15 protein-coding genes and 1 pseudogene are annotated in these 20,137 nt (G+C 40.2%); all 16 read left to right on the top strand.

Annotation, left to right across the window (positions count from 1 at the left end):
* Nucleotides 1-54: 54 nt before the first annotated feature.
* Nucleotides 55-3,045, top strand: coding sequence for a type I restriction endonuclease subunit R (locus tag RRU92_RS08880; RefSeq protein WP_315639430.1), 2,991 nt, complete (start codon nt 55-57; stop codon nt 3,043-3,045).
* Nucleotides 3,046-3,453: 408 nt separating this feature from the next.
* Nucleotides 3,454-3,672 (top strand): hypothetical protein, encoded by a 219-nt coding sequence (locus RRU92_RS08875; RefSeq protein ID WP_315639428.1) that lies wholly within the window; start codon nt 3,454-3,456, stop codon nt 3,670-3,672.
* An 18-nt stretch (nt 3,673-3,690) separates the two neighbouring features.
* Nucleotides 3,691-4,452 (top strand): DUF6261 family protein, encoded by a 762-nt coding sequence (locus RRU92_RS08870; protein WP_315639427.1) that lies wholly within the window; start codon nt 3,691-3,693, stop codon nt 4,450-4,452.
* Between the two features lie 153 nt (nt 4,453-4,605).
* The gene (locus tag RRU92_RS08865; protein WP_315639425.1) at nt 4,606-6,243 is read left to right on the top strand and encodes a P-loop ATPase, Sll1717 family; all 1,638 of its coding nucleotides are present in this window, start codon (nt 4,606-4,608) and stop codon (nt 6,241-6,243) included.
* A gap of 7 nt (nt 6,244-6,250) precedes the next feature.
* Nucleotides 6,251-7,453 carry a restriction endonuclease subunit S gene (locus RRU92_RS08860; RefSeq protein ID WP_315639423.1) on the top strand — a complete coding sequence of 401 codons (1,203 nt, stop codon included), beginning with the start codon at nt 6,251-6,253 and terminating at the stop codon, nt 7,451-7,453.
* Between the two features lie 16 nt (nt 7,454-7,469).
* Nucleotides 7,470-8,345: pseudogene (locus RRU92_RS08855) on the top strand (HAD family hydrolase); the annotation flags it as partial.
* Between the two features lie 116 nt (nt 8,346-8,461).
* The gene (locus RRU92_RS08850) at nt 8,462-9,217 is read left to right on the top strand and encodes a hypothetical protein (RefSeq protein ID WP_315639422.1); all 756 of its coding nucleotides are present in this window, start codon (nt 8,462-8,464) and stop codon (nt 9,215-9,217) included.
* Between the two features lie 46 nt (nt 9,218-9,263).
* Complete coding sequence (locus RRU92_RS08845; protein WP_315639421.1) at nt 9,264-10,865, top strand: type I restriction-modification system subunit M; 1,602 nt, start codon at nt 9,264-9,266, stop codon at nt 10,863-10,865.
* Nucleotides 10,866-10,945: 80 nt separating this feature from the next.
* Entirely contained in the window at nt 10,946-11,350 is a 405-nt protein-coding gene (locus RRU92_RS08840; RefSeq protein ID WP_315639419.1) for a YbgA family protein, read from the top strand.
* Nucleotides 11,334-11,696 carry a TIGR02328 family protein gene (locus RRU92_RS08835; protein WP_315639418.1) on the top strand — a complete coding sequence of 121 codons (363 nt, stop codon included), beginning with the start codon at nt 11,334-11,336 and terminating at the stop codon, nt 11,694-11,696. Before RRU92_RS08840 ends, RRU92_RS08835 begins: the two co-directional genes overlap by 17 nt.
* A 242-nt stretch (nt 11,697-11,938) precedes the next feature.
* The gene (gene metE, locus RRU92_RS08830; protein ID WP_315639417.1) at nt 11,939-14,188 is read left to right on the top strand and encodes a 5-methyltetrahydropteroyltriglutamate--homocysteine S-methyltransferase; all 2,250 of its coding nucleotides are present in this window, start codon (nt 11,939-11,941) and stop codon (nt 14,186-14,188) included.
* Nucleotides 14,189-14,250: 62 nt separating this feature from the next.
* Nucleotides 14,251-15,117 carry a methylenetetrahydrofolate reductase [NAD(P)H] gene (gene metF, locus RRU92_RS08825; protein ID WP_315639415.1) on the top strand — a complete coding sequence of 289 codons (867 nt, stop codon included), beginning with the start codon at nt 14,251-14,253 and terminating at the stop codon, nt 15,115-15,117.
* Between the two features lie 382 nt (nt 15,118-15,499).
* On the top strand, nt 15,500-17,713 hold the full coding sequence (pnp, locus tag RRU92_RS08820) for a polyribonucleotide nucleotidyltransferase (protein WP_315639413.1): 2,214 nt from the start codon (nt 15,500-15,502) through the stop codon (nt 17,711-17,713).
* A gap of 15 nt (nt 17,714-17,728) precedes the next feature.
* The gene (gene cysE / locus RRU92_RS08815) at nt 17,729-18,346 is read left to right on the top strand and encodes a serine O-acetyltransferase (RefSeq protein ID WP_315639411.1); all 618 of its coding nucleotides are present in this window, start codon (nt 17,729-17,731) and stop codon (nt 18,344-18,346) included.
* An 11-nt stretch (nt 18,347-18,357) separates the two neighbouring features.
* Complete coding sequence (locus RRU92_RS08810; protein ID WP_315639410.1) at nt 18,358-19,224, top strand: GNAT family N-acetyltransferase; 867 nt, start codon at nt 18,358-18,360, stop codon at nt 19,222-19,224.
* A gap of 3 nt (nt 19,225-19,227) precedes the next feature.
* The gene (locus RRU92_RS08805) at nt 19,228-19,989 is read left to right on the top strand and encodes a nucleoside phosphorylase (RefSeq protein WP_315639409.1); all 762 of its coding nucleotides are present in this window, start codon (nt 19,228-19,230) and stop codon (nt 19,987-19,989) included.
* The last annotated feature ends 148 nt before the right edge of the window (nt 19,990-20,137 follow it).

The raw sequence follows: 20,137 nt of genomic DNA, 5'->3' as shown, positions 1-20,137 counted from the left end.
TAGGACTATGATATAATAATAACTAGAATGTCAACCTCTGAAGGAGAAATATAGATGCAGGTAAAACCAGAACTGGAAATAGAAAAACAACTGATTAACCAGCTGGTAACTGGTGAAAGCCAATGGACTTATAGAGAAGACCTAAAAACAGAAGAACAACTATGGGACAATTTTTTTGAGAAACTAGCCCAAAACAACGTTGCTCTGCTTGCAGACCATCCCTTGACTGAGCAAGAAAAACGCCAGATTCAAAATCAACTCAACTTTGTTAGCTACTATGATGCTGCCAAGTGGTTGGTCGGTGAAAACGGCATTGCCAAAGTCGAGGTTCAAAGAGAAGATGCTAGCCTAGGCACCATCCGTTTGTCAGTTATTTGGCGAGACAATATCGCAGCAGGAAAGTCTAGCTACGAAGTAGTCAATCAAGTCCAAAGAGAAAAAGTAAATCCTCTGGACCAAGACCGTAGACTGGATGTTACTCTTCTCATCAATGGCTTGCCTATGATTCAAATCGAGTTAAAGAGTTCCCAAGCAGCATTTATTGATGCCTTTCATCAGATTAAAAAATATGACCGTGAAGGGAAATTCCGTGGTATCTACTCTAGCTTGCAGATGTTTGTTGTGACCAACAAAGTTGATACTCGCTATATCGCTGCAACTCGTGAAAATAAACTCAACAAGCAATTTCTAACCAAGTGGGTGGATAAGGACAATCATCCTGTGACAAATCTGACTAGCTTTGCCCACGAAGTCCTTTCGATCCCTCGTGCGCACCAGATGGTCATGCAGTATTCTGTCATTGATGATAGCAAGAAATCTCTCATCCTCTTGCGCCCCTACCAGATCCATGCTATCGAAGCGGTGCAGGAAGCCTCTCGCCAACAAGCATCAGGCTATGTTTGGCATACGACAGGTTCAGGGAAGACCTTGACATCTTATAAGGTAGCGAGGAATCTCCTTCAGATTCCTTCCATCCAAAAGACGATTTTTGTAGTTGACCGCAGGGACTTGGACCAACAGACTACATCATCCTTCCTCTCATATGCGACCAATGATGTCATTGATATCGATGAGACGGACAATACACATGATTTGGTCAAGCGACTAGGCAGTAATGATAAACGTGTCGTGGTGACAACTATCCAGAAAATCACCACCATGATGCGCAAGTTTGACCAAGGTCTTTACCAACGAGATGCGGACAAAATCAAGGGACTCCGAGTGGCTTTTGTCGTGGATGAATGCCACCGTGCCGTGACGCCACAAACACAAAAAGACATTAAAGCCTTTTTCCCTCAGTCCCTTTGGTATGGATTTACAGGGACGCCCATCTTTAAGGAAAATAAACGCCAGCAGGTCGGTGACCTAGCTCAAACCACCCAGCAACAGTATGGAGACCGTCTCCATGAGTATACAGTCAAGGAAGCCATCCATGACGGAGCTGTCTTAGGCTTTAAGGTGGATTATCGCAATACCCTCATCACAGACCAGTCTGAAAATGAAATACCAGATACTGTCTACGAAAATGAGGAGCACATGCTGGAAGTCTTGGATGCCATTATCAATAAATCCCGCCAACAACTAGGCATCCAAAAAGGTGTGGGCAATACCTACAATGCCATTCTGACGGTCAAGTCTATCCCTCAAGCTCAAGCCTACTATGACCTTCTCAAAAGAGTCAAGGCTGGTCAAACACGGGTCAAGGTATCAGAGAGAGTCAAGATGTTCCTTCCAGACTTTCCGAAATTTACCATTACCTACTCTGTCACAGAAAATGAAGAGGACTCAAGAGCCAACCAAGACCATATGAAACAGGTCTTAGAAGACTATAACCGAGAGTTTGATACTCACTTTACCATGGCAGATCTCCGTGGCTTTAATACCGATGTCAATAACCGCCTTGCCCGTAAGCAAGACAAATATCTCTATCGCAATGAGCAGTTGGACTTGGTTATCGTGGTCAATCGTCTCTTAACAGGATTTGATGCACCTTGTCTATCGACCCTCTTTATCGATCGTAAACCAATGCAACCGCAGGACTTGATTCAGGCTTTTAGTCGAACCAACCGGATCTTTGATTCTAGTAAGACCTATGGTCATATCATCACCTTCCAAAAGCCACTAGCCTTTAAGGAAGCAGTCGATAATGCCCTCAAGCTCTACTCAAATGGTGGTGAAAATGATGTCCTAGCCCCTAGCTGGGAAGAGGAAAAGAGAAACTTTTTGAGAAGTTGTAGCGACTTTCGAAATCTAATCACCGATGACCCCGAAGAAGGACTCCAAATCGAACAAATCTCTACGCCTGAATTGAGAAAACTAGCCAAGGCTTATCAATCCTTTGATAAATACTTGGCTTCTATCCGAGTTTATAAAGAGTATGACGAGGAAGAAATCTATGCAGAGACTGGACTAACCGCAGAAGAATTGGAAAACTATCTAGGCTTCTATCAAAATATCCTTGCCGAACTTAAAAGTCGTTCAGAAGATGGTGATGAAGATGGGGAGCCACTGGATATCCACTACGAACTGGAGTCTATTCAAGTCGATGAGATTAACTACGCCTATATCCTGACCTTGATTCAAAGCCTGCTCGAGCAAGAGAAAAGTACGGAAAAGAGTCTCAGCGCACAGGATAGAGAAGCAGTGGATACCTTTATCCAAAGTCTGGAGAAGACCAATCCAAATCTGGCACAGATCATCTCAGAACTTTGGCAAGAAGTACAGGCAAATCCTGACCGCTACAGAGGTCAATCCATCGCCAATATCCTTGACCAGATGATTGAAGCAGTCATCCAGCAGCATATCCAAGAATTTAGTAAGACCTGGTATGTGGGTGAAGATGAACTCCGCTACTATGTCAATCACTACCGCAAGGGCGCTAAAAAGCAACTAGGAGAAAGCCAACTGACCAAGAGTCAGCGCTACAAGGACTATAAAGTTGACGTGGCAGATGCCCTCAACCCACTCCTCTATAAAAAACAAATCAAAGAAGCCTATACCCAACTGATAGAAGAGGTGATTGAGCCACTCAGAGTGGGGAGATAGTCCTTCGAAGTTTCGAAGATATAGACTTCCTAAAGTTTATATGTGGTCTAAGCTTAGAATGATAAGGAATGCATAAATTTATGAGTGTTCTAAGCTACGAATAGTCTAGCTGAGAAAGTTTTTAGGTCTTCGAACTTTCGAATAGTCGTCTCTCCTAAAGTTTATATGCATTCTAAAGCTAGAAAGGTTAAAATCTAAAAATAGTAAAAGTCTCTATCTGACAGACAAGGTATTTGTCCAGTCAGATAGAGATTTTTTATTTTTGAAATGTTAGATTTGTCCTCTGAACGTTACAAAAATTCTAAAAGTGTGCTGTTGAGCTGAAAAAAGAGTCAGTTGAGCCAACGATGCTTAAAATTTCATTTTTATCTGTTACTATTTATCTATAAACTTAAAGGGGAAATTCTGATGAAGAAAAACAAAACAGTTGATGATGATTGGATTCATAGTTTTTTGGTGATCTGTCTAATTGGAATCGTAGCTATTTTAATACAGGCCTATAAAACAGAGGGAAGTTCTTTGGTTCCAAAGGATAGACAAAGAAGTATCGTAAAGACAAATCAGCCGCAACTTTATTTAGCAGAATTGTTCCATTATTGGTTTGAACAAATAGAAAATAATCATTAAAAATAGAAAGGTCACAACATGACAAAAACTTATAACATCCGTCCGCTAAGCTATACTAACTTTACTAATCGAGAATTTGAAAGCTTGATGATTGACACAAGTCAAGTCTTAGAAGATTTCACAAAGTCTCACAAGGATGAGACTATGTACGGCAAGCATCTTGATTCCTTCAAGAGTAAGCTATCAGATTATCAAGCTCAACTTGCTAGTGTGGAGAAGAAGGAGTCTACTAGTTTGACAACAGTGGATAAGGAAAGAGATAGTGCTTTAGTCGGTCTCTTTACACTTCATAGAGGATTTGCTAAAATCAAAGAAAGCAGTCTTAAGGAAGCCTATGAGACGCTTAAGCCAGTATTTACTAAGTACAAGGATATCACCAAGCACAGTAACGATGTTGAAACGGCAGAGGTCAAGAGTCTTCTCAAAACACTAAGTGAGGAACCATACCAAACAGCTGTGACGAATCTTGGATTGACACCGATGCTACAGGCAGTCACTATTGCGCAAGAGGAGTATGATCAAGTGGAAAGTCAGGCGCGTGCTTATAAGTCTACTAAGGAAGTTGGCAAGACCAAACAAGTCCGCACAGAACTAACTAGTATCTACGACCTCTTTATGCGCTTTACCGCAGCCAGTGCAGAAGCCTATCCTGAAAAGGAACACCTAACCAAACTCCTCAAGGATCTAAACACAATCCGAGACAGTAAACGACGATTGAGTGGTTCGAGTAAGAAGGATAAGAAAGTGAAAGTAGAAGAAGCGACACAAGTAGCTGGATAAAAAATAAACGTCTTTAGATATATTATTATCTAAAGGCGTTTTTTGGTGGATTCGTGGTATAATTTTATTATGAGAAAATGTAGGAGTATAATTTTTAAAAATTATACTTAAAATGCTTTTTGATTGTGAGAAATAAATGGGGGATGAAATATAATGGTACAAAACGAAAAGAAATTTAAAAAAGTCAGCGAATTAAGGACACTAAGTACGAATGCAGATGACTTTAATGAGGCAAGAAATAAACTCGATGAAAAATTATTTGATAGAGTATTTTTAAAGGACGAGTTTTATGAATTAATATCTAATCAGAATACTTATTTTATTGTTGGTGAAAAGGGTTCTGGGAAAACAGCTTATGCTGTATATTATTGCAATAATAAAAGAAAAGGTATAGCAGAACTTAATCGAGTTCCTCCTCAAATGTTTTATAAGTTCATTGGCTTAAAACAGAGAGGAAAGTTAGAGAATACTCCATATCATGAGATATGGGAAAATGTCATTATGATGATGATTTTAAGCTACATAAAGAATGATTTGAAGAAAAACATATACAAAAGAATTTTTTATAAAAAGAAAATTGATAGGATATCATCTTTTATAGAAAAGTTTCATCGGAATGCGTATGATCCAAACTTTCAAGCTATCCTAGATGTGGTTCAATCATACACTGAAAAAATTAGTTCAGAGCTCTCTGCTAAGTTAACTATACATAAAACTGGTGTAGGCTCCAAAATTAATGGAGAAAGTGGTGAGCAGAATACTTCAACATCTCATTTGCAAAAAACCTCAATGGCTTTAACAGAGCTATTCAATGAGTCAAAACAACTTTTTGAAAAAGTAAACTTTTCAAAAACTATCGACTTCTTTATAGATGGAATTGATATCTTACCAGAGAATGTTGATTATGAAGTGTATAAAGCATGTATTGAAGGTTTAGCAAATGCAGTTGCAAATTTGAACAGTGATAAAAAGTTGAGAAGTATGGGGGTAAGAATTTGTTTATTAATTAGGCCAGATTTACTTTTCGATATGAAATTATATAATGGTGGTCAAATACTTAAAAATAATACAGTGTATTTAAAATGGGAAACTGCTGATAAAAATTATAGACAAGGTTTATTATTTCGGCTAGCAGATAACTACCTTTCAAAACAACAGGATAAACCAAGTAAAATGCTTGGAGAGACGTGGGATCACTATTTTTCATATCCTTATAAACCGATTACAAGCCCTGATAAACTTAACTCTTTTGTGCAATTTTTATACTTTTCAAATTATAAACCACGAGATATTTTAACGCTTTTGAATTTAGTAATTGAGAAAAATAAAAATTCTAAGAATAAGGACATTTTTAGTAAGAAAGATTTGAAAAGAGTACAGGAAGAGTATCACGATTATCTAAAAACGGAATTAGCAGATTATATGTCTGTCTATATTTCTAGAGACGAATTAAAAGTATTTGATAATTTTCTTAGATCATTGAATAAATTAGGAATACATAAGAAGTTTACATATCCTGAATTTGTGGATGCCTATAATAATAGTAATATTAGTTTGCAACATAGTTCAAATAAACTTTCCTCCCCGGATTATCTACTCCAATTGATGTTTGATGCTAATCTGATTTGTTATTTTGATACTATAACACCTGAGAAAGATGATATTAAACATTGGTCATTGAAGGAAAAGGGTTATTCAAATATGATGCCTAATATCGAATTGAATGTAGCTTATCAATTTCACAATGAATATGCAAATGCATATAATATTAAGTATAAAAAGGAAAAATGAGAAACATATGCCACTGATTAGAGTAAGTGAAATTAAAGAAGAATGGCTATATAGGGATCTAAAAGAAGTCAAAGATGTTCGAGATGGGACTCACTCATCTCCAAAATATATTGAAAATGGATATCCTTTAGTAACTTCAAAGAATTTAACAGATTCTGGATTAAATCTATGTGATGCATCATTAATTTCTGAATCAGATTATAATGAGATAAATAAACGTTCAAAAGTGGAAGTCGGTGATATTCTGCTTGGCCTTATTGGTACAATAGGGAAGCCTGTTTTAGTTGATTCAGATGGATTTGCTATAAAAAATGTAGGATTGATAAAAAATAGTGGAGAAATACAAAATCAATTTTTATTGCAATATTTAAAAACGAACTTATTCAATAAATATATTCAAATTGAAATGGCAGGGAATACTCAAAAATTTTTGGGGCTAGAAACGCTTCGTAATACCAAGGTTCCAGTCCCTAGTCAAGAGGAACAATCTGCAATAGGCTCCCTTTTTCGCACCCTCGACGACCTTCTGGCTAGCTACAAGGACAATCTCGCTAACTACCAATCTCTCAAGGCGACCATGCTCTCCAAGATGTTTCCAAAAGCTGGACAGACAGTTCCTGAAATTCGTATGGATGGATTTGAAGGTAAATGGCAGAAGTATTATCTAGGTGATATTTTTGAACAAGTATCAAATTATATTGAACCTTCAGTAGAGAATGAGTTATGGAGTTTAACAGTTGAGAAGGGATTAACACCTAAAACGGATCGTTACAAAAGAGATTTTTTGGTAAAAAAGAATGATAAATTTAAAAAGGTTAACTTAAATGAGTTTGTTTATAATCCAATGAATCTTACATTAGGTGCTTTAGATTTAAACAATAATGAAGTTACTATTTCAGTTTCTGGTTATTATATTGTGATAAAAAATAGAGATATAGAAAAATTTGATAATGATTTTCTAAAAATTTTATTGAAAACAATGTATGCAATTTATCAATATAAACAGTTTGCAACAGGAAGTCTAATTGAAAAACAACGTGTACAGTTCCCAACTTTTTCAGAGATTCCATTTTATTTACCACCAATAGCTGAACAACAAGCCATCGGCGCCTATTTCTCAAACCTTGATAATCTCATCAATTCTTACCAAGAAAAAATTTCTCAGCTTGAGACTTTGAAAAAGAAACTCTTGCAGGATATGTTTATATAAAAAGGAGAACAACCTTATGTCAAAAGTAAAATCGAATCATCTCTCTAAAGATGATAAACCTGTTGTAGCCATTTGTTATGATTTTGATAAAACGCTGTCTCCTGATGATATGCAAGCTCAAGGGTTTATCCAGGAGCTAGGGTATGAAATTGGAGAGTTTTGGAAGAAGTCAAATGGTTTTGCCCATAAAAATGATATGGACCAAAATCTAGCCTATATGTATACTATGAAAACAGAATCTGCAGGGAAAGTCCTATTTACAAAGACAGAGTTAGCTAGGTTTGGTTCAGAAGTAGCATTATTCGATGGGGTTGAAGGCTGGTTTGAACGAATCAGAAAGTATGGGGAAGAACGAGGTGTAACTGTTGAGCACTATATTATTTCATCGGGTTTGAAAGAGATGATAGAGGGCACTTCAATAGCTAAGAAGGGGGCCTTTAAGAAAATTTATGCGACTTCTTTTTATTGTGATGAAAATGGGGTTGCAGTCTGGCCTGCTCAAGTAGTGAATTACACCAATAAGACTCAATTTCTTTTTAGAATTACCAAAGGTATTTTAGATGTAAATGACTCTGCAGTCAATGAATTTTTCCCAGAGAGTGATTTACGAGTTCCTTTCAGAAATATGATTTATCTGGGTGATAGTGATACTGATATCCCCTGTATGAAATTAGTTAAAATGCGAGGGGGCTATTCTATCGGTGTATTCAATCCAAAAACCAATGACAGAAAAAAAGTCCACAAAATGACTCGTGATAGTCGTATTGATTACTTTGTACCAGCAGATTACTCGGAAGGAACAGAACTTGATAATTTAATCAAGACAATTATTGATAAAACAGTATTTAATGAAAAATTGGAAAATAAGAAAAATGCTGATAAGGTTGAAGCAGGCACAAGAAAACTGAGAGCAAAGAAAAAATGAATTGAGTCATTTTTCAAATTTGGATAAGCGTGAACTAAACATTACTGGGTATTACGTATTTTATATAATTAAAAGGAGAACTCATGGTATCTGTAACACAACGTATCAAAGAAATTAACCAACCTCGAGGTGGCTACTTGCCCATCAAGTTATTTTCAGTAGAGCAGTTCGAAGACCATAGAATTCTGCATCCTGTAGAGTCCGTATCTCCAAGTTTAGTGGGGATTTGTGTTGACTACTTGACTCGTTTTATGAAAGGGGCAGAAGCCTGTGATGCTTTCAGAATTTCTCTCAAGGGAGCTCAGATGGTTGGTATGGGAGACCTAGCAGAAGCACTTCTTGATTTGGTTACAGGATTGGATGACTTATCGATAGAAAGTGCGTGTCGTTTGGTTTCTTTTGATGTCGTTTTTCGTGCGGGGATCAAGTATTATAAGCCTTTTGAGGAAATTTCAGTGGATGCCGAAACGATAGAGAATATTCGTATCATGGTAGAACGAAGTCTTTGCTTTTTCGACCTCTATGGTCCTTTGGTAAAGGATGGCTTTCATTTTCTTGGAGGTTATACAGACACGATTGATAAGGGTGATGGAGATTTTCTGACCAAGGATACATTATGGGATTTTAAGGTGACTAAAACAACTCCAAATAAAGACCATACGCTACAAGTCCTTGTATACTATATCATGGGTTTACATTCCTATGATCCTGACTTCCTGTCTATCGAAAATCTTGGATTTTATAACCCTCGAAAAAATATCGTTTATCAACTTCCTGTTTCTGATATTCCTTTGGACTTGATTCAAACGGTAGAAAGAGAAGTGATTGGTTATTCCTAAACAATCACTTTTTGAAAAATATTTGTAAAACTTAGAAAGAAACATTATGGAAACAACACAAACTTCCCAGTCGCTCTACCAAGCCCTGTGGAACTCAGCGGATGTTCTCCGCTCTAAGATGGATGCCAACGACTACAAGTCCTATCTTTTAGGCATGGTCTTTTATAAGTATCTGTCAGACAAGATGCTCTTTTTCGTGGCTGAGACTATGGAAGAGGGGACGGATAGTCTAGAGGATGCCCTTGAGGTCTATCGCAACTACTACGAGGATGCGGAGGCCCACGAGGATCTGGTCTCTGTCATGAATGACGAGCTCAACTATATCATTAAGCCAGACTTGACCTTTACGGCTCTGGTAGCACGTGTCAATGAAGGGACTTTCCAGCTGGAAGACTTGGCTCAAGGTTTTCGTGATATCGAGCAGAGTGATGACCTCTATGAAAATCTCTTTGAAGATATCGACCTCTACTCTAAAAAGCTAGGGGCAACTCCACAAAAGCAAAACCAAACAGTAGCAGCAGTCATGAAAGAGTTGGCTGTGCTGGATGTGGCTGGACATGCTGGTGATATGCTGGGGGATGCCTATGAGTATCTGATCGGTCAGTTTGCGACTGACTCGGGTAAGAAAGCTGGTGAGTTCTATACGCCTCAACCTGTTGCCAAGCTCATGACTCAGATTGCCTTTTTGGGTCGTGAAGATCAGGAAGGCTTTACCATCTATGATGCGACTATGGGTTCTGGCTCTCTCTTGCTCAATGCCAAGAAATACTCTCATAAACCGCAGACGGTTGTCTACTTTGGTCAGGAGCTCAATACCTCGACCTATAACCTGGCTCGGATGAACATGATCCTACACGGTGTTCCAGTTGAGAATCAATTTCTCCACAATGCCGATACACTGGATGAAGACTGGCCAACACAAGAGCCGACCAACTTTGATGGTGTTCTCATGAACCCGCCATACTCTGCCAAGTGGTCAGCAAGCTCTGGCTTTATGGCTGACCCTCGTTTCTCTCCTTTTGGAAAACTGGCACCCCAGTCCAAGGCTGACTTTGCCTTTCTCTTGCATGGGTATTACCACCTCAAGCAGGATAATGGGGTCATGGCTATCGTCCTTCCTCACGGTGTTCTTTTCCGTGGAAATGCGGAGGGAACCATTCGCAAGGCCTTGTTAGAAGAAGGAGCTATTGATACGGTTATCGGGCTACCTGCCAATATCTTCTTTAATACCAGCATTCCGACTACGGTTATCATTCTCAAAAAGAACCGTACCAACCGTGATGTCTACTTTATCGATGCCTCTAAGGAGTTTGATAAAGGGAAAAATCAAAATATCATGACGGATGTTCATATCGAGAAGATTCTGGAAGCCTACAAGTCTCGTGAGGAGATTGATAAGTTTGCCCATCTAGCAAGCTATGAAGAAATCGTCGAAAATGACTACAACCTCAATATCCCTCGCTATGTGGATACTTTTGAGGAAGAAGAAGTAGAGCCACTGACAGACATCGTCAGCAAGATTAACGATACAAATAAAGATATCGAAAGCCAAACCGCTTCTCTACTTGAAATGCTCGGTCAACTCCACGGAACCACACCAGAAGCTGATGCAGAACTCAAAGAGTTTTTGAAAAACTTTAAAGGGTGATGGAGTAATTAATTCGCTCATTTTATAGAAATAACTTTGTTTCCGTATTTCCTGGGAACTAGTAGAAAGTTAGGAGAAATATGGAAAATAACAACCAACGTGCCCTTTGTCAGCAACTCTGGGCGGAAAATAAATACCTTGTTTTGAGCCATTCTAGCAATATTTACAAGGACATTCGCCAGTATCTCAAGCAAGAAGTGGTGGAGGTGAGTCAGGTTCAAGAGATGATTGATCGTGCCTGCCAGATTCCAGAGCACAGGGGTCAGGTTTGCAATGCCTTTCAGCATATTTGGGGCTATTTCAAAAAGAAAGCGACAGATGCTGAGCGTAAGGACTATATGATCTTGCTGGATCGCTATCGCTTTGGTCAAGCTTCCAAGGAAGATTTGATTGCTAGGACTCGAGACTTGCTTGAACGCTATCCAAATACCTATTTGCAACATTCAACGTTACTGAAAGGAGACTCCCATGAGACTTTGGCATGAGGCCTTAATTTCACAACTTCCCCGTCCTCAACTTTTGGGGCAACATCGAGAGTGTTGCGCCCTGCGTGGCAATGGCTGGGGCAGAAAGCATGCGACGGTTGACTATGTCTTTACCTACTCGCCCTATCGTCTCTATGCCTATCATCGTTTGATCATGGAGGAGATGGCTAGCCGTGGCTACAATGTCAGTCCAGAGTGGCTAGACAAGAACTACCGTGGCAAGACCTGTCCTTCCTATGAAGACTTAGCAGAGGAGAAATTGCAAAGTCCTATCTATAGCGAACATGACGCTGCCTACTATGAGGAGTGTCTGGCTAATCTCCGTGACAAGGGGATAGAGCTATAGTCTTTTCTAATAACAAGCCATAGGCAACTCTCGGTTTAATCAAGTTTGACTATGAACATGGCTATCTTGAAAATCTATTAACCATTGTCTATCAAGGATTTGGGGAATCTTCTCCAAATCTTTTTTTGTGCTTTAAAAAGTGATATAGTTTCAAACTATATCAAAGCCTAATTTTTTACAATTATACAGATGATTTCTTTTCTGTTAAGATAGTTTCAACAACAATTTTTGGAGGACAAAACATGTCAACTACAATTATCGGTTTCCCTCGTTTGGGTGAATTCCGCGAATTAAAATTTACAACTGAAAAATACTTTAGAAAAGAAATCTCAGAAGAAGAACTCTTGGCTGCGGCTAAAGAATTGCGTGCAAAACACTGGAACATCGTCAAAGAAAAAGGCATTTCTGAAATCCCATCAAATGACTTTTCTCACTATGACAACTTCCTAGATGCAGCTTTCCTTTTCAACGTAGTTCCTGCTTCAGTACAAAACTTGGACTTGTCTGACCTTGAACGCTACTTTGCTTTGGGACGTGGTTACCAAGGAGAAAAAGGGGATGTTCGTGCCCTTCCAATGAAGAAATGGTTCAACACTAACTACCACTACATCGTTCCTAAATTTGAAAAAGACACTCAAGTAAAATTGGCTGGTCACAAGATCTTTGATGAGTTCCAAGAAGCTAAAGAACTTGGTCTTAACACTCGTCCTGTCCTTGTAGGACCATTCACTTTCCTTCAATTGTCAGACTTTGAAGAAGGTGTGAAAGCAGAAGACTTCGTAGATAGCTTAGTAGCTGCTTACCAAGATGTTTTTGCGAAATTGGCTGAACTTGGTGCAACTCGTATCCAACTCGATGAAGCTGCTCTTGTCAAAGACTTGACAGAAGAAGAAAAAGCCCTCTTCTTGAACATCTACAACAAACTCTTGGCTGATAAAAAAGGTCTTGAGGTCTTGCTTCAAACTTACTTCGGTGACGTTCGTGACGTTTACGCTGATCTTGTGAAATTGCCAGTAGATGCGATCGGTCTTGACTTCGTTGAAGGTAAGAAAACTCTTGAACTTGTTAAAGGTGGCTTCCCAGCTGACAAGACTCTTTATGCAGGTATTGTCAATGGTAAGAACATCTGGCGTAACAACTACGAAAAGAGCTTGGCTATTCTTGAGCAAATCCCAGCTGAAAACATCGTTTTGACAAGCTCATGCTCACTTCTTCATGTGCCATTTACAACTGCTAATGAAGAATTTGAACCAGCTATCTTGAGCCACTTTGCATTTGCAGTAGAAAAATTGGATGAGATCCGTGACTTGGATGCTATCCGTAATGGTCAAGGAGCAGAAGCTCTTGCAGCAAACAAAGAACTCTTTGCGACTGAACGTGTTGGTGAAAATGCTGAACTTCGTGCGCGTATCGCTGGATTGACTGACGCAGACTACACTCGTTTGCCAGCCTTCGCAGAACGTGAAGCAATCCAAGAAGAAGCATTCAAACTTCCAGCTCTTCCAACAACAACGATCGGTTCATTCCCTCAAACTAAGGAAGTTCGTGCTAAACGTTTGGCCTTCCGTAAGGGTGAATTGTCACAAGAAGAATACGATGCCTTCCTTGCTGAAACGATCGACGAATGGATCAAATGGCAAGAAGAAGTTGGATTTGACGTGCTTGTACACGGTGAATTCGAACGTAACGACATGGTTGAGTACTTCGGTCAAAACTTGTCAGGTTACCTCTTCTCTAAGAACGGTTGGGTACAATCATACGGTATGCGTGGAGTTAAACCACCAATCATCTGGGGTGATGTGACTCGTCTCAACCCAATCACTGTGAAATGGTCTAGCTATGCACAAAGCCGTACTGACAAACCTGTTAAAGGTATGTTGACTGGACCTGTTACAATTCTTAACTGGTCATTCCCACGTGAAGACATCTCTATCAAGGATTCTACTCTTCAAATCGCTCTTGCTATCAAGGATGAAGTTCTTGACCTTGAAGCTGCAGGTGTGAAAATCATCCAAATCGACGAGGCTGCTCTTCGTGAGAAATTGCCACTTCGTCGTAGCGACTGGTACGAAGACTACCTTGACTGGGCTATTCCAGCCTTCCGTTTGGTACACTCAACAGTAGCACCAGACACACAAATCCACACTCACATGTGTTACTCAGAATTTACAGATATCATCCCAGCTATCGACAACTTGGATGCAGACGTTATCTCATTTGAAGCTAGCCGTTCAAACCTTGAAATCTTGGACGAACTCAAAGCGAAAAACTTCCAAACAGAAGTTGGACCTGGGGTTTACGATATCCACTCACCTCGTGTGCCGAACGAAGGCGAAATCGACCACACAATCGAAGCAATCCTTGCTAAAGTGCCAAGCAGAAAAGTTTGGATCAACCCTGACTGTGGTTTGAAAACACGTGGTATTCCAGAAACGAAAGAAAGCTTGATCCGCCTTGTAGAAGCTGCGAAAGCTGCGCGTGAGAAATTGTAAGAAAAGATATTTCTCCATACATGGTTGATCAGTAAGAAATCAACTAGAAAAGGTTCATAAATATGTCACGTCAAACACCGTCCCTCTCATTTGAAGTTTTCCCTCCAAACCCAGCAGTAGGCAATGACAAAATTATTGCGGCCCTGAAAGATATGCAGGACTTGGCACCACACTTCATCAGTGTGACTGCCAGCAATAATAAATTTAATATCAAAGAGACGACGGTTCGTTTGGCAGACTATATCCAAAATGACTTGGAGATTCCAACTATTGCTCACTTGCCAGCTATTTATCTGACTAAGGATAAGGTGGCTGAGACCATTGCAGATTTGGATAAGGTTGGGGTTCAGAAAATCTTGGCTCTTCGTGGAGATCTCATCCCTGATGTGGAACCACAAAAGGACTTCCGTTATGCGACAGACCTGATTGAATTCATCAAGGGGCAGGCGCCACATTTTGAAATTATTGGCGCTTGTTACCCAGAAGGGCACCCTGATTCACCAAACCAAATCTCAGATATTCAAAATCTGAAAAGAAAAGTAGATGCAGGCTGTTCAAGTCTTGTCACTCAGCTTTTCTTTGACAATGAGCGATTCTACGATTTCCAGGACAAGTGCACCTTGGCTGGTATTGATGTACCGATTCATGCGGGTATCATGCCAATCCTGAATCGTAACCAAGCTCTTCGTCTCTTGAAGACTTGTGAGAATATCCATCTTCCACGTAAGTTTAAAGCTATCTTAGACAAGTATGAGAATGACCCTGAGTCACTCAGAGCAGCAGGACTTGCCTATGCCGTAGACCAAATCGTGGACTTGGTAACGCAAGACGTAGCAGGTGTGCATCTCTACACCATGAACAATGCAGATACTGCTCAGTACATTCATCAAGCAACTCATGCTTTGTTTAATCACCAATCTTTAGGATAATAAAAAGCAAACCATTCTTCTTTTCATGGAGGAATGGTTCCTTTTTAATAGAAAAGACCGCACTTTTTAAGAAAAATATGATAAAATAGACTCTGTACGTACTTGATACAAAGATGAGGGTATTTAAATTTTTAGGATCTTCTAATTCTCAATTTTTTGATAGCAATTTTTCCTAAATGACTCTTACTAATTTTGGGAAAGAGCGACACGAGCGAGTCAAATCGATGATATTTGACGAGAGAGTTAGTAAAGCATTTAGCTAATCGCATGATAGCGATTAGCGTGAAAGGTTTAGATGCTTTAGTATCAAACCTTTCTGATGATTTGTATCCTGATCTTTGTAGGCAAGGCGTATAATTTTATCAATCCAAAGGGGATTACAATGACAAAACAAGTGTTTCAAACGACTTTTGCGGGTCGTGAGTTGATCGTAGAGACTGGTCAGGTTGCTAAGCAAGCAAATGGCTCTGTTGTTGTACGTTACGGTGAGTCAACTGTCTTGACTGCTGCCGTTATGTCTAAGAAAATGGCAACTGGGGATTTCTTCCCACTTCAAGTCAACTACGAAGAAAAAATGTATGCGGCTGGGAAATTTCCTGGTGGCTTTATGAAACGTGAAGGACGTCCTTCAACAGATGCGACATTGACAGCGCGTTTGATTGACCGTCCAATCCGTCCAATGTTTGCGGAAGGTTTCCGTAACGAAGTGCAAGTCATCAACACTGTCCTTTCTTACGATGAAAATGCATCTGCACCAATGGCAGCCATGTTTGGTTCATCATTGGCCTTGTCTATCTCAGACATTCCATTTGACGGACCAATCGCTGGGGTACAAGTAGGCTATGTTGATGGAGAAATCGTCATCAACCCAACTCAAGAACAAGCAGAGCAATCGCTTCTTGAATTAACAGTAGCTGGTACAAAACACGCTATCAACATGGTAGAGTCTGGTGCCAAAGAATTGTCAGAAGAAATCATGTTGGAAGCTCTTCTTAAAGGACACGAAGCCGTTAAAGAATTGATTGCCTTCCAAGAAGAAATTGTTGCAGCAGTTGGTAAAGAAAAAGCAGAAGTAGAATTGCTTCATGTAGATGCTGAATTGCAAGCTGAAATCATCGCAGCCTACAACAGCGACCTTCAAAAAGCTGTCCAAGTAGAAGAAAAATTGGCGCGTGAAGCTGCAACTCAAGCAGTGAAAGATCAAGTAACAGCAGTTTACGAAGAAAAATATGCAGACCACGAAGAATTTGACCGTATCATGCGTGATGTGGCTGAAATCTTGGAACAAATGGAACACGCTGAAGTGCGCCGTTTGATCACTGAAGACAAGGTTCGTCCTGACGGCCGTAAGGTTGATGAAATCCGTCCTTTGGATGCGGTTGTTGATTTCCTTCCTCGCGTACACGGTTCAGGTCTCTTTACTCGTGGACAAACTCAGGCTCTTTCTATCTTGACTTTGGCGCCAATGGGTGAAACTCAAATCATCGATGGTTTGGATCCAGAGTACAAGAAACGTTTTATGCACCACTATAACTTCCCACAATACTCTGTAGGGGAAACAGGTCGTTACGGTGCTCCTGGCCGTCGTGAGATTGGTCACGGTGCTCTCGGTGAGCGTGCCCTTGCTCAAGTATTGCCAAGCTTGGAAGAATTCCCATATGCGATTCGTCTAGTAGCAGAAGTATTGGAATCAAACGGTTCTTCTTCTCAAGCCTCTATCTGTGCGGGAACACTTGCCCTTATGGCTGGTGGTGTGCCAATCAAGGCACCAGTAGCAGGTATTGCTATGGGTCTTATCTCAGATGGAAACAACTATACAGTATTGACAGATATCCAAGGTTTAGAAGACCACTTTGGAGATATGGACTTCAAGGTTGCAGGTACTCGTGATGGGATTACAGCCCTTCAAATGGATATCAAGATCCAAGGGATCACTGCAGAAATCTTGACTGAAGCTCTTGCCCAAGCCAAGAAAGCTCGTTTTGAAATCCTTGATGTCATTGAAGCAACCATTCCAGAAGTTCGTCCAGAATTGGCTCCAACTGCTCCGAAAATTGATACCATCAAGATTGATGTGGACAAGATTAAGATTGTTATCGGTAAAGGTGGAGAAACGATTGATAAGATCATCGCTGAAACAGGCGTTAAGATTGATATCGACGAAGAAGGTAACGTATCTATCTACTCTAGTGACCAAGTTGCCATTAACCGCGCTAAAGAAATCATTGCTGGTTTGGTTCGTGAAGCTAAAGTGGATGAAGTTTACCATGCTAAAGTTGTTCGTATCGAGAAATTTGGTGCCTTTGTCAACCTCTTTGATAAGACAGATGCCCTTGTTCATATCTCTGAGATGGCTTGGACACGTACCAATAATGTCGAAGACTTGGTAGCAATCGGGGATGAAGTTGATGTTAAGGTTATCAAGATTGATGAAAAAGGACGTGTGGATGCTTCTATGAAAGCCCTTCTTCCTCGTCCTCCAAAACCTGAACGTGATGAAAAAGGCGAAAAGTCTGAGAGACCTTACCGCCCACGTCATCACAAGGATCACAAACCTAAGAAAGAATTTACAGAAACACCAAAAGATTCAGAATAAGAAAAGGAGAAATGTATGGGATGGTGGCGTGAAACCATTGATATCGTAAAAGAAAATGATCCAGCGGCTCGCACCACTTTGGAGGTTCTTTTGACCTATCCTGGTGTGAAAGCCTTGGCTGCCCACCGTCTCTCTCATTTTCTCTGGAAACATGGCTTTAAGCTCTTAGCTCGTATGCACAGCCAGTTTTGGCGTTTTTGGACGCAGATTGAGATCCATCCTGGAGCTCAGATCGAATCAGGTGTCTTTATTGACCACGGTTCTGGCCTTGTGATTGGGGAGACGGCTATCGTTGAAAAAGGAGTTCTTCTCTATCACGGAGTGACTCTTGGTGGGACTGGTAAGGATGTTGGCAAACGTCATCCGACCGTGCGTAAGGGAGCTCTCATATCTGCACATGCCCAAGTTATCGGGCCTGTAGAAATCGGTGAAAATGCCAAAGTCGGTGCTGCAGCGGTTGTTGTTGCAGATGTACCTAGCGATGTAACGGTTGTCGGTATTCCTGCTAAGATTGTCCGAGTGCATGGGCAAAAGGATGAACCAACCATTCATGAAGTTGAAGGAAAACGGGAATACTACGTCAATAAACTCGAGCAAGCGAGAGATGCCAGTCATAGATCGTCCGAGCTGTAGAGGATATCTATATGATTCAAGCAAGAAATAAGTTAAGCCAAGAGGAGTTATCTGAGGCGAAAAAACTAATTAACTGTTGCCAAGCCTATGATGGAACTTATCGTGATCCTTATCTTTCTAACATGCTTAATTTTGACCTAAGCATGCCTGCATTTTTCCTTTTTTACGAAAAAGGCGAACTGGTTGGTTTGTTAACTGTCTATGCTGATGACCAAGATGTGGAAGTGACGATACTGGTTCATCCCAATCATCGCCGTCAGGGAATTGCACGTGCTTTGTTTACTAGCTTTGAGAAAGAAACGACTTCTTCCCCTATTCGTTCAGTGACTTTTCAGACAGAACGTATTTTTCTAGACCGTCATCCTGATTTTGTCAATAACTGGGGACTGGTCAAGGATGAAGAGACAGAAACCTGGTTAGGTAAGGATAGAAGACCTTATCAGTTAGCAAAACTTTCCAATCTTGAAGTTTTGTTAGCAGATAGTTCGTATCAGGAGCAAATTAGCCAGTTAAAATTTCAGGCATTTTCAGAGGAACATGAATCGAAAGAAGTTGTGGATAGATATGTCGCCGAAGCTCTGAAGGATCCAGAAAGTCACCTATATATTTTATTAAAAGACGGTCAGGTTATTGGGACTTGCACGGTAGATTTATCGACTAATACGAATTACCTCTACGGTTTAGCAATATCAGAACTTGAACGTGGAAAAGGTTATGGAAGCTATTTAGCAAAATCCCTCGTCAACCAACTGATTGAGCAAAATGATAAGGAATTTCAGATTGCCGTGGAAGATAGCAATGTAGGTGCTAAACGTTTGTATGAAAAGATTGGCTTTGTCAAACAAACCCAAGTGGTTTATCTGAATGAGAAAGAGTAATAAATGCTATTAGAAGAATTTGAAAATGTACCTGCTGTTATAGAGCCAACTGATCGAAGCCTTCTTAGTGGTGGAGAAATCTGTGATACCATTATCTTGTCTTTTAATGGAGAGATCCTTGAACGAGTAAAGCAGATAGATGGTGTCTACGAAGGTGGCTATCTTACCAATCTAAATGGCAAACTGCCATGGTATATCTATGAAAAAGATGGGAGTAAGGTAGCAGTTGCTATGGCTACGATTGGAGCTCCAATGGTTGTTGGACTCTTGGAAGAACTCAAAGCAAGAGGATTTAAGAACTTTATTGTTTTGGGATCTTGTGGAGTTCTGGACCAGTCTATTCAAGCAGATAAGATTATCCTACCAAGCTCGGCTTTACGTGATGAAGGTACTAGTTATCACTATGCTCCAGCAAGTGATGAAATAGCCTATGAGCAATCTCTACTCTTTACTATGGAAAAAGCCTTGGATAAAGCTGGCATTGAGCATATTCGAACAAAGTCTTGGACCACAGATGCCTTCTATCGTGAAACAGCTGCTAAGGTCAAACGAAGACTAGCAGCAGGAGCTAGAGTTGTAGATATGGAAGCTTCAGCTATCATGGCCTGGGCCCAATATCGACAAGCCAATGTCTATCAATTTTTCTACACAGCTGACTATGTCGACCATCACAATCATGAATGGGATGCTAGACGCGAGGATAGAAAAGCGGATGCTATGACTTTCTTTGAGATTGCCCTAGTCATTGCTCAAGAGTTAGTTTAGACTAGTCTTTACGATAAATTTGAAACAAGAAAGGAAGGGAGCCTAACGGAAAAGATAGCAATAAAACTTCCGTAGTGACTCCCTTCATCTTTTTACTGTATTCTTCTTTTATGTTTAGAAAGGAGCAAGGAATTCCGATTTGTGACAG

The organism is Streptococcus sp. DTU_2020_1001019_1_SI_AUS_MUR_006 (assembly GCF_032340315.1).
Lineage (GTDB): Bacteria > Bacillota > Bacilli > Lactobacillales > Streptococcaceae > Streptococcus.
The sequence above is the reverse complement of the archived record's forward strand: the minus strand, read 5'-3'. Positions and strand labels throughout refer to the sequence as shown.

What these genes read in the sequence shown, in the direction of transcription:
- RRU92_RS08845 (WP_315639421.1), top strand. Translation starts at nt 9,264, where the DNA reads ATGGAAACAACACAAACTTCCCAGTCGCTCTACCAAGCCCTGTGGAAC.
- pnp (WP_315639413.1), top strand. Translation starts at nt 15,500, where the DNA reads ATGACAAAACAAGTGTTTCAAACGACTTTTGCGGGTCGTGAGTTGATC.
- RRU92_RS08860 (WP_315639423.1), top strand. Translation starts at nt 6,251, where the DNA reads ATGCCACTGATTAGAGTAAGTGAAATTAAAGAAGAATGGCTATATAGG.
- RRU92_RS08805 (WP_315639409.1), top strand. Translation starts at nt 19,228, where the DNA reads ATGCTATTAGAAGAATTTGAAAATGTACCTGCTGTTATAGAGCCAACT.
- RRU92_RS08850 (WP_315639422.1), top strand. Translation starts at nt 8,462, where the DNA reads ATGGTATCTGTAACACAACGTATCAAAGAAATTAACCAACCTCGAGGT.
- cysE (WP_315639411.1), top strand. Translation starts at nt 17,729, where the DNA reads ATGGGATGGTGGCGTGAAACCATTGATATCGTAAAAGAAAATGATCCA.
- metE (WP_315639417.1), top strand. Translation starts at nt 11,939, where the DNA reads ATGTCAACTACAATTATCGGTTTCCCTCGTTTGGGTGAATTCCGCGAA.
- RRU92_RS08835 (WP_315639418.1), top strand. Translation starts at nt 11,334, where the DNA reads ATGAGACTTTGGCATGAGGCCTTAATTTCACAACTTCCCCGTCCTCAA.
- RRU92_RS08865 (WP_315639425.1), top strand. Translation starts at nt 4,606, where the DNA reads ATGGTACAAAACGAAAAGAAATTTAAAAAAGTCAGCGAATTAAGGACA.
- RRU92_RS08875 (WP_315639428.1), top strand. Translation starts at nt 3,454, where the DNA reads ATGAAGAAAAACAAAACAGTTGATGATGATTGGATTCATAGTTTTTTG.
- RRU92_RS08840 (WP_315639419.1), top strand. Translation starts at nt 10,946, where the DNA reads ATGGAAAATAACAACCAACGTGCCCTTTGTCAGCAACTCTGGGCGGAA.
- RRU92_RS08880 (WP_315639430.1), top strand. Translation starts at nt 55, where the DNA reads ATGCAGGTAAAACCAGAACTGGAAATAGAAAAACAACTGATTAACCAG.
- RRU92_RS08870 (WP_315639427.1), top strand. Translation starts at nt 3,691, where the DNA reads ATGACAAAAACTTATAACATCCGTCCGCTAAGCTATACTAACTTTACT.
- metF (WP_315639415.1), top strand. Translation starts at nt 14,251, where the DNA reads ATGTCACGTCAAACACCGTCCCTCTCATTTGAAGTTTTCCCTCCAAAC.
- RRU92_RS08810 (WP_315639410.1), top strand. Translation starts at nt 18,358, where the DNA reads ATGATTCAAGCAAGAAATAAGTTAAGCCAAGAGGAGTTATCTGAGGCG.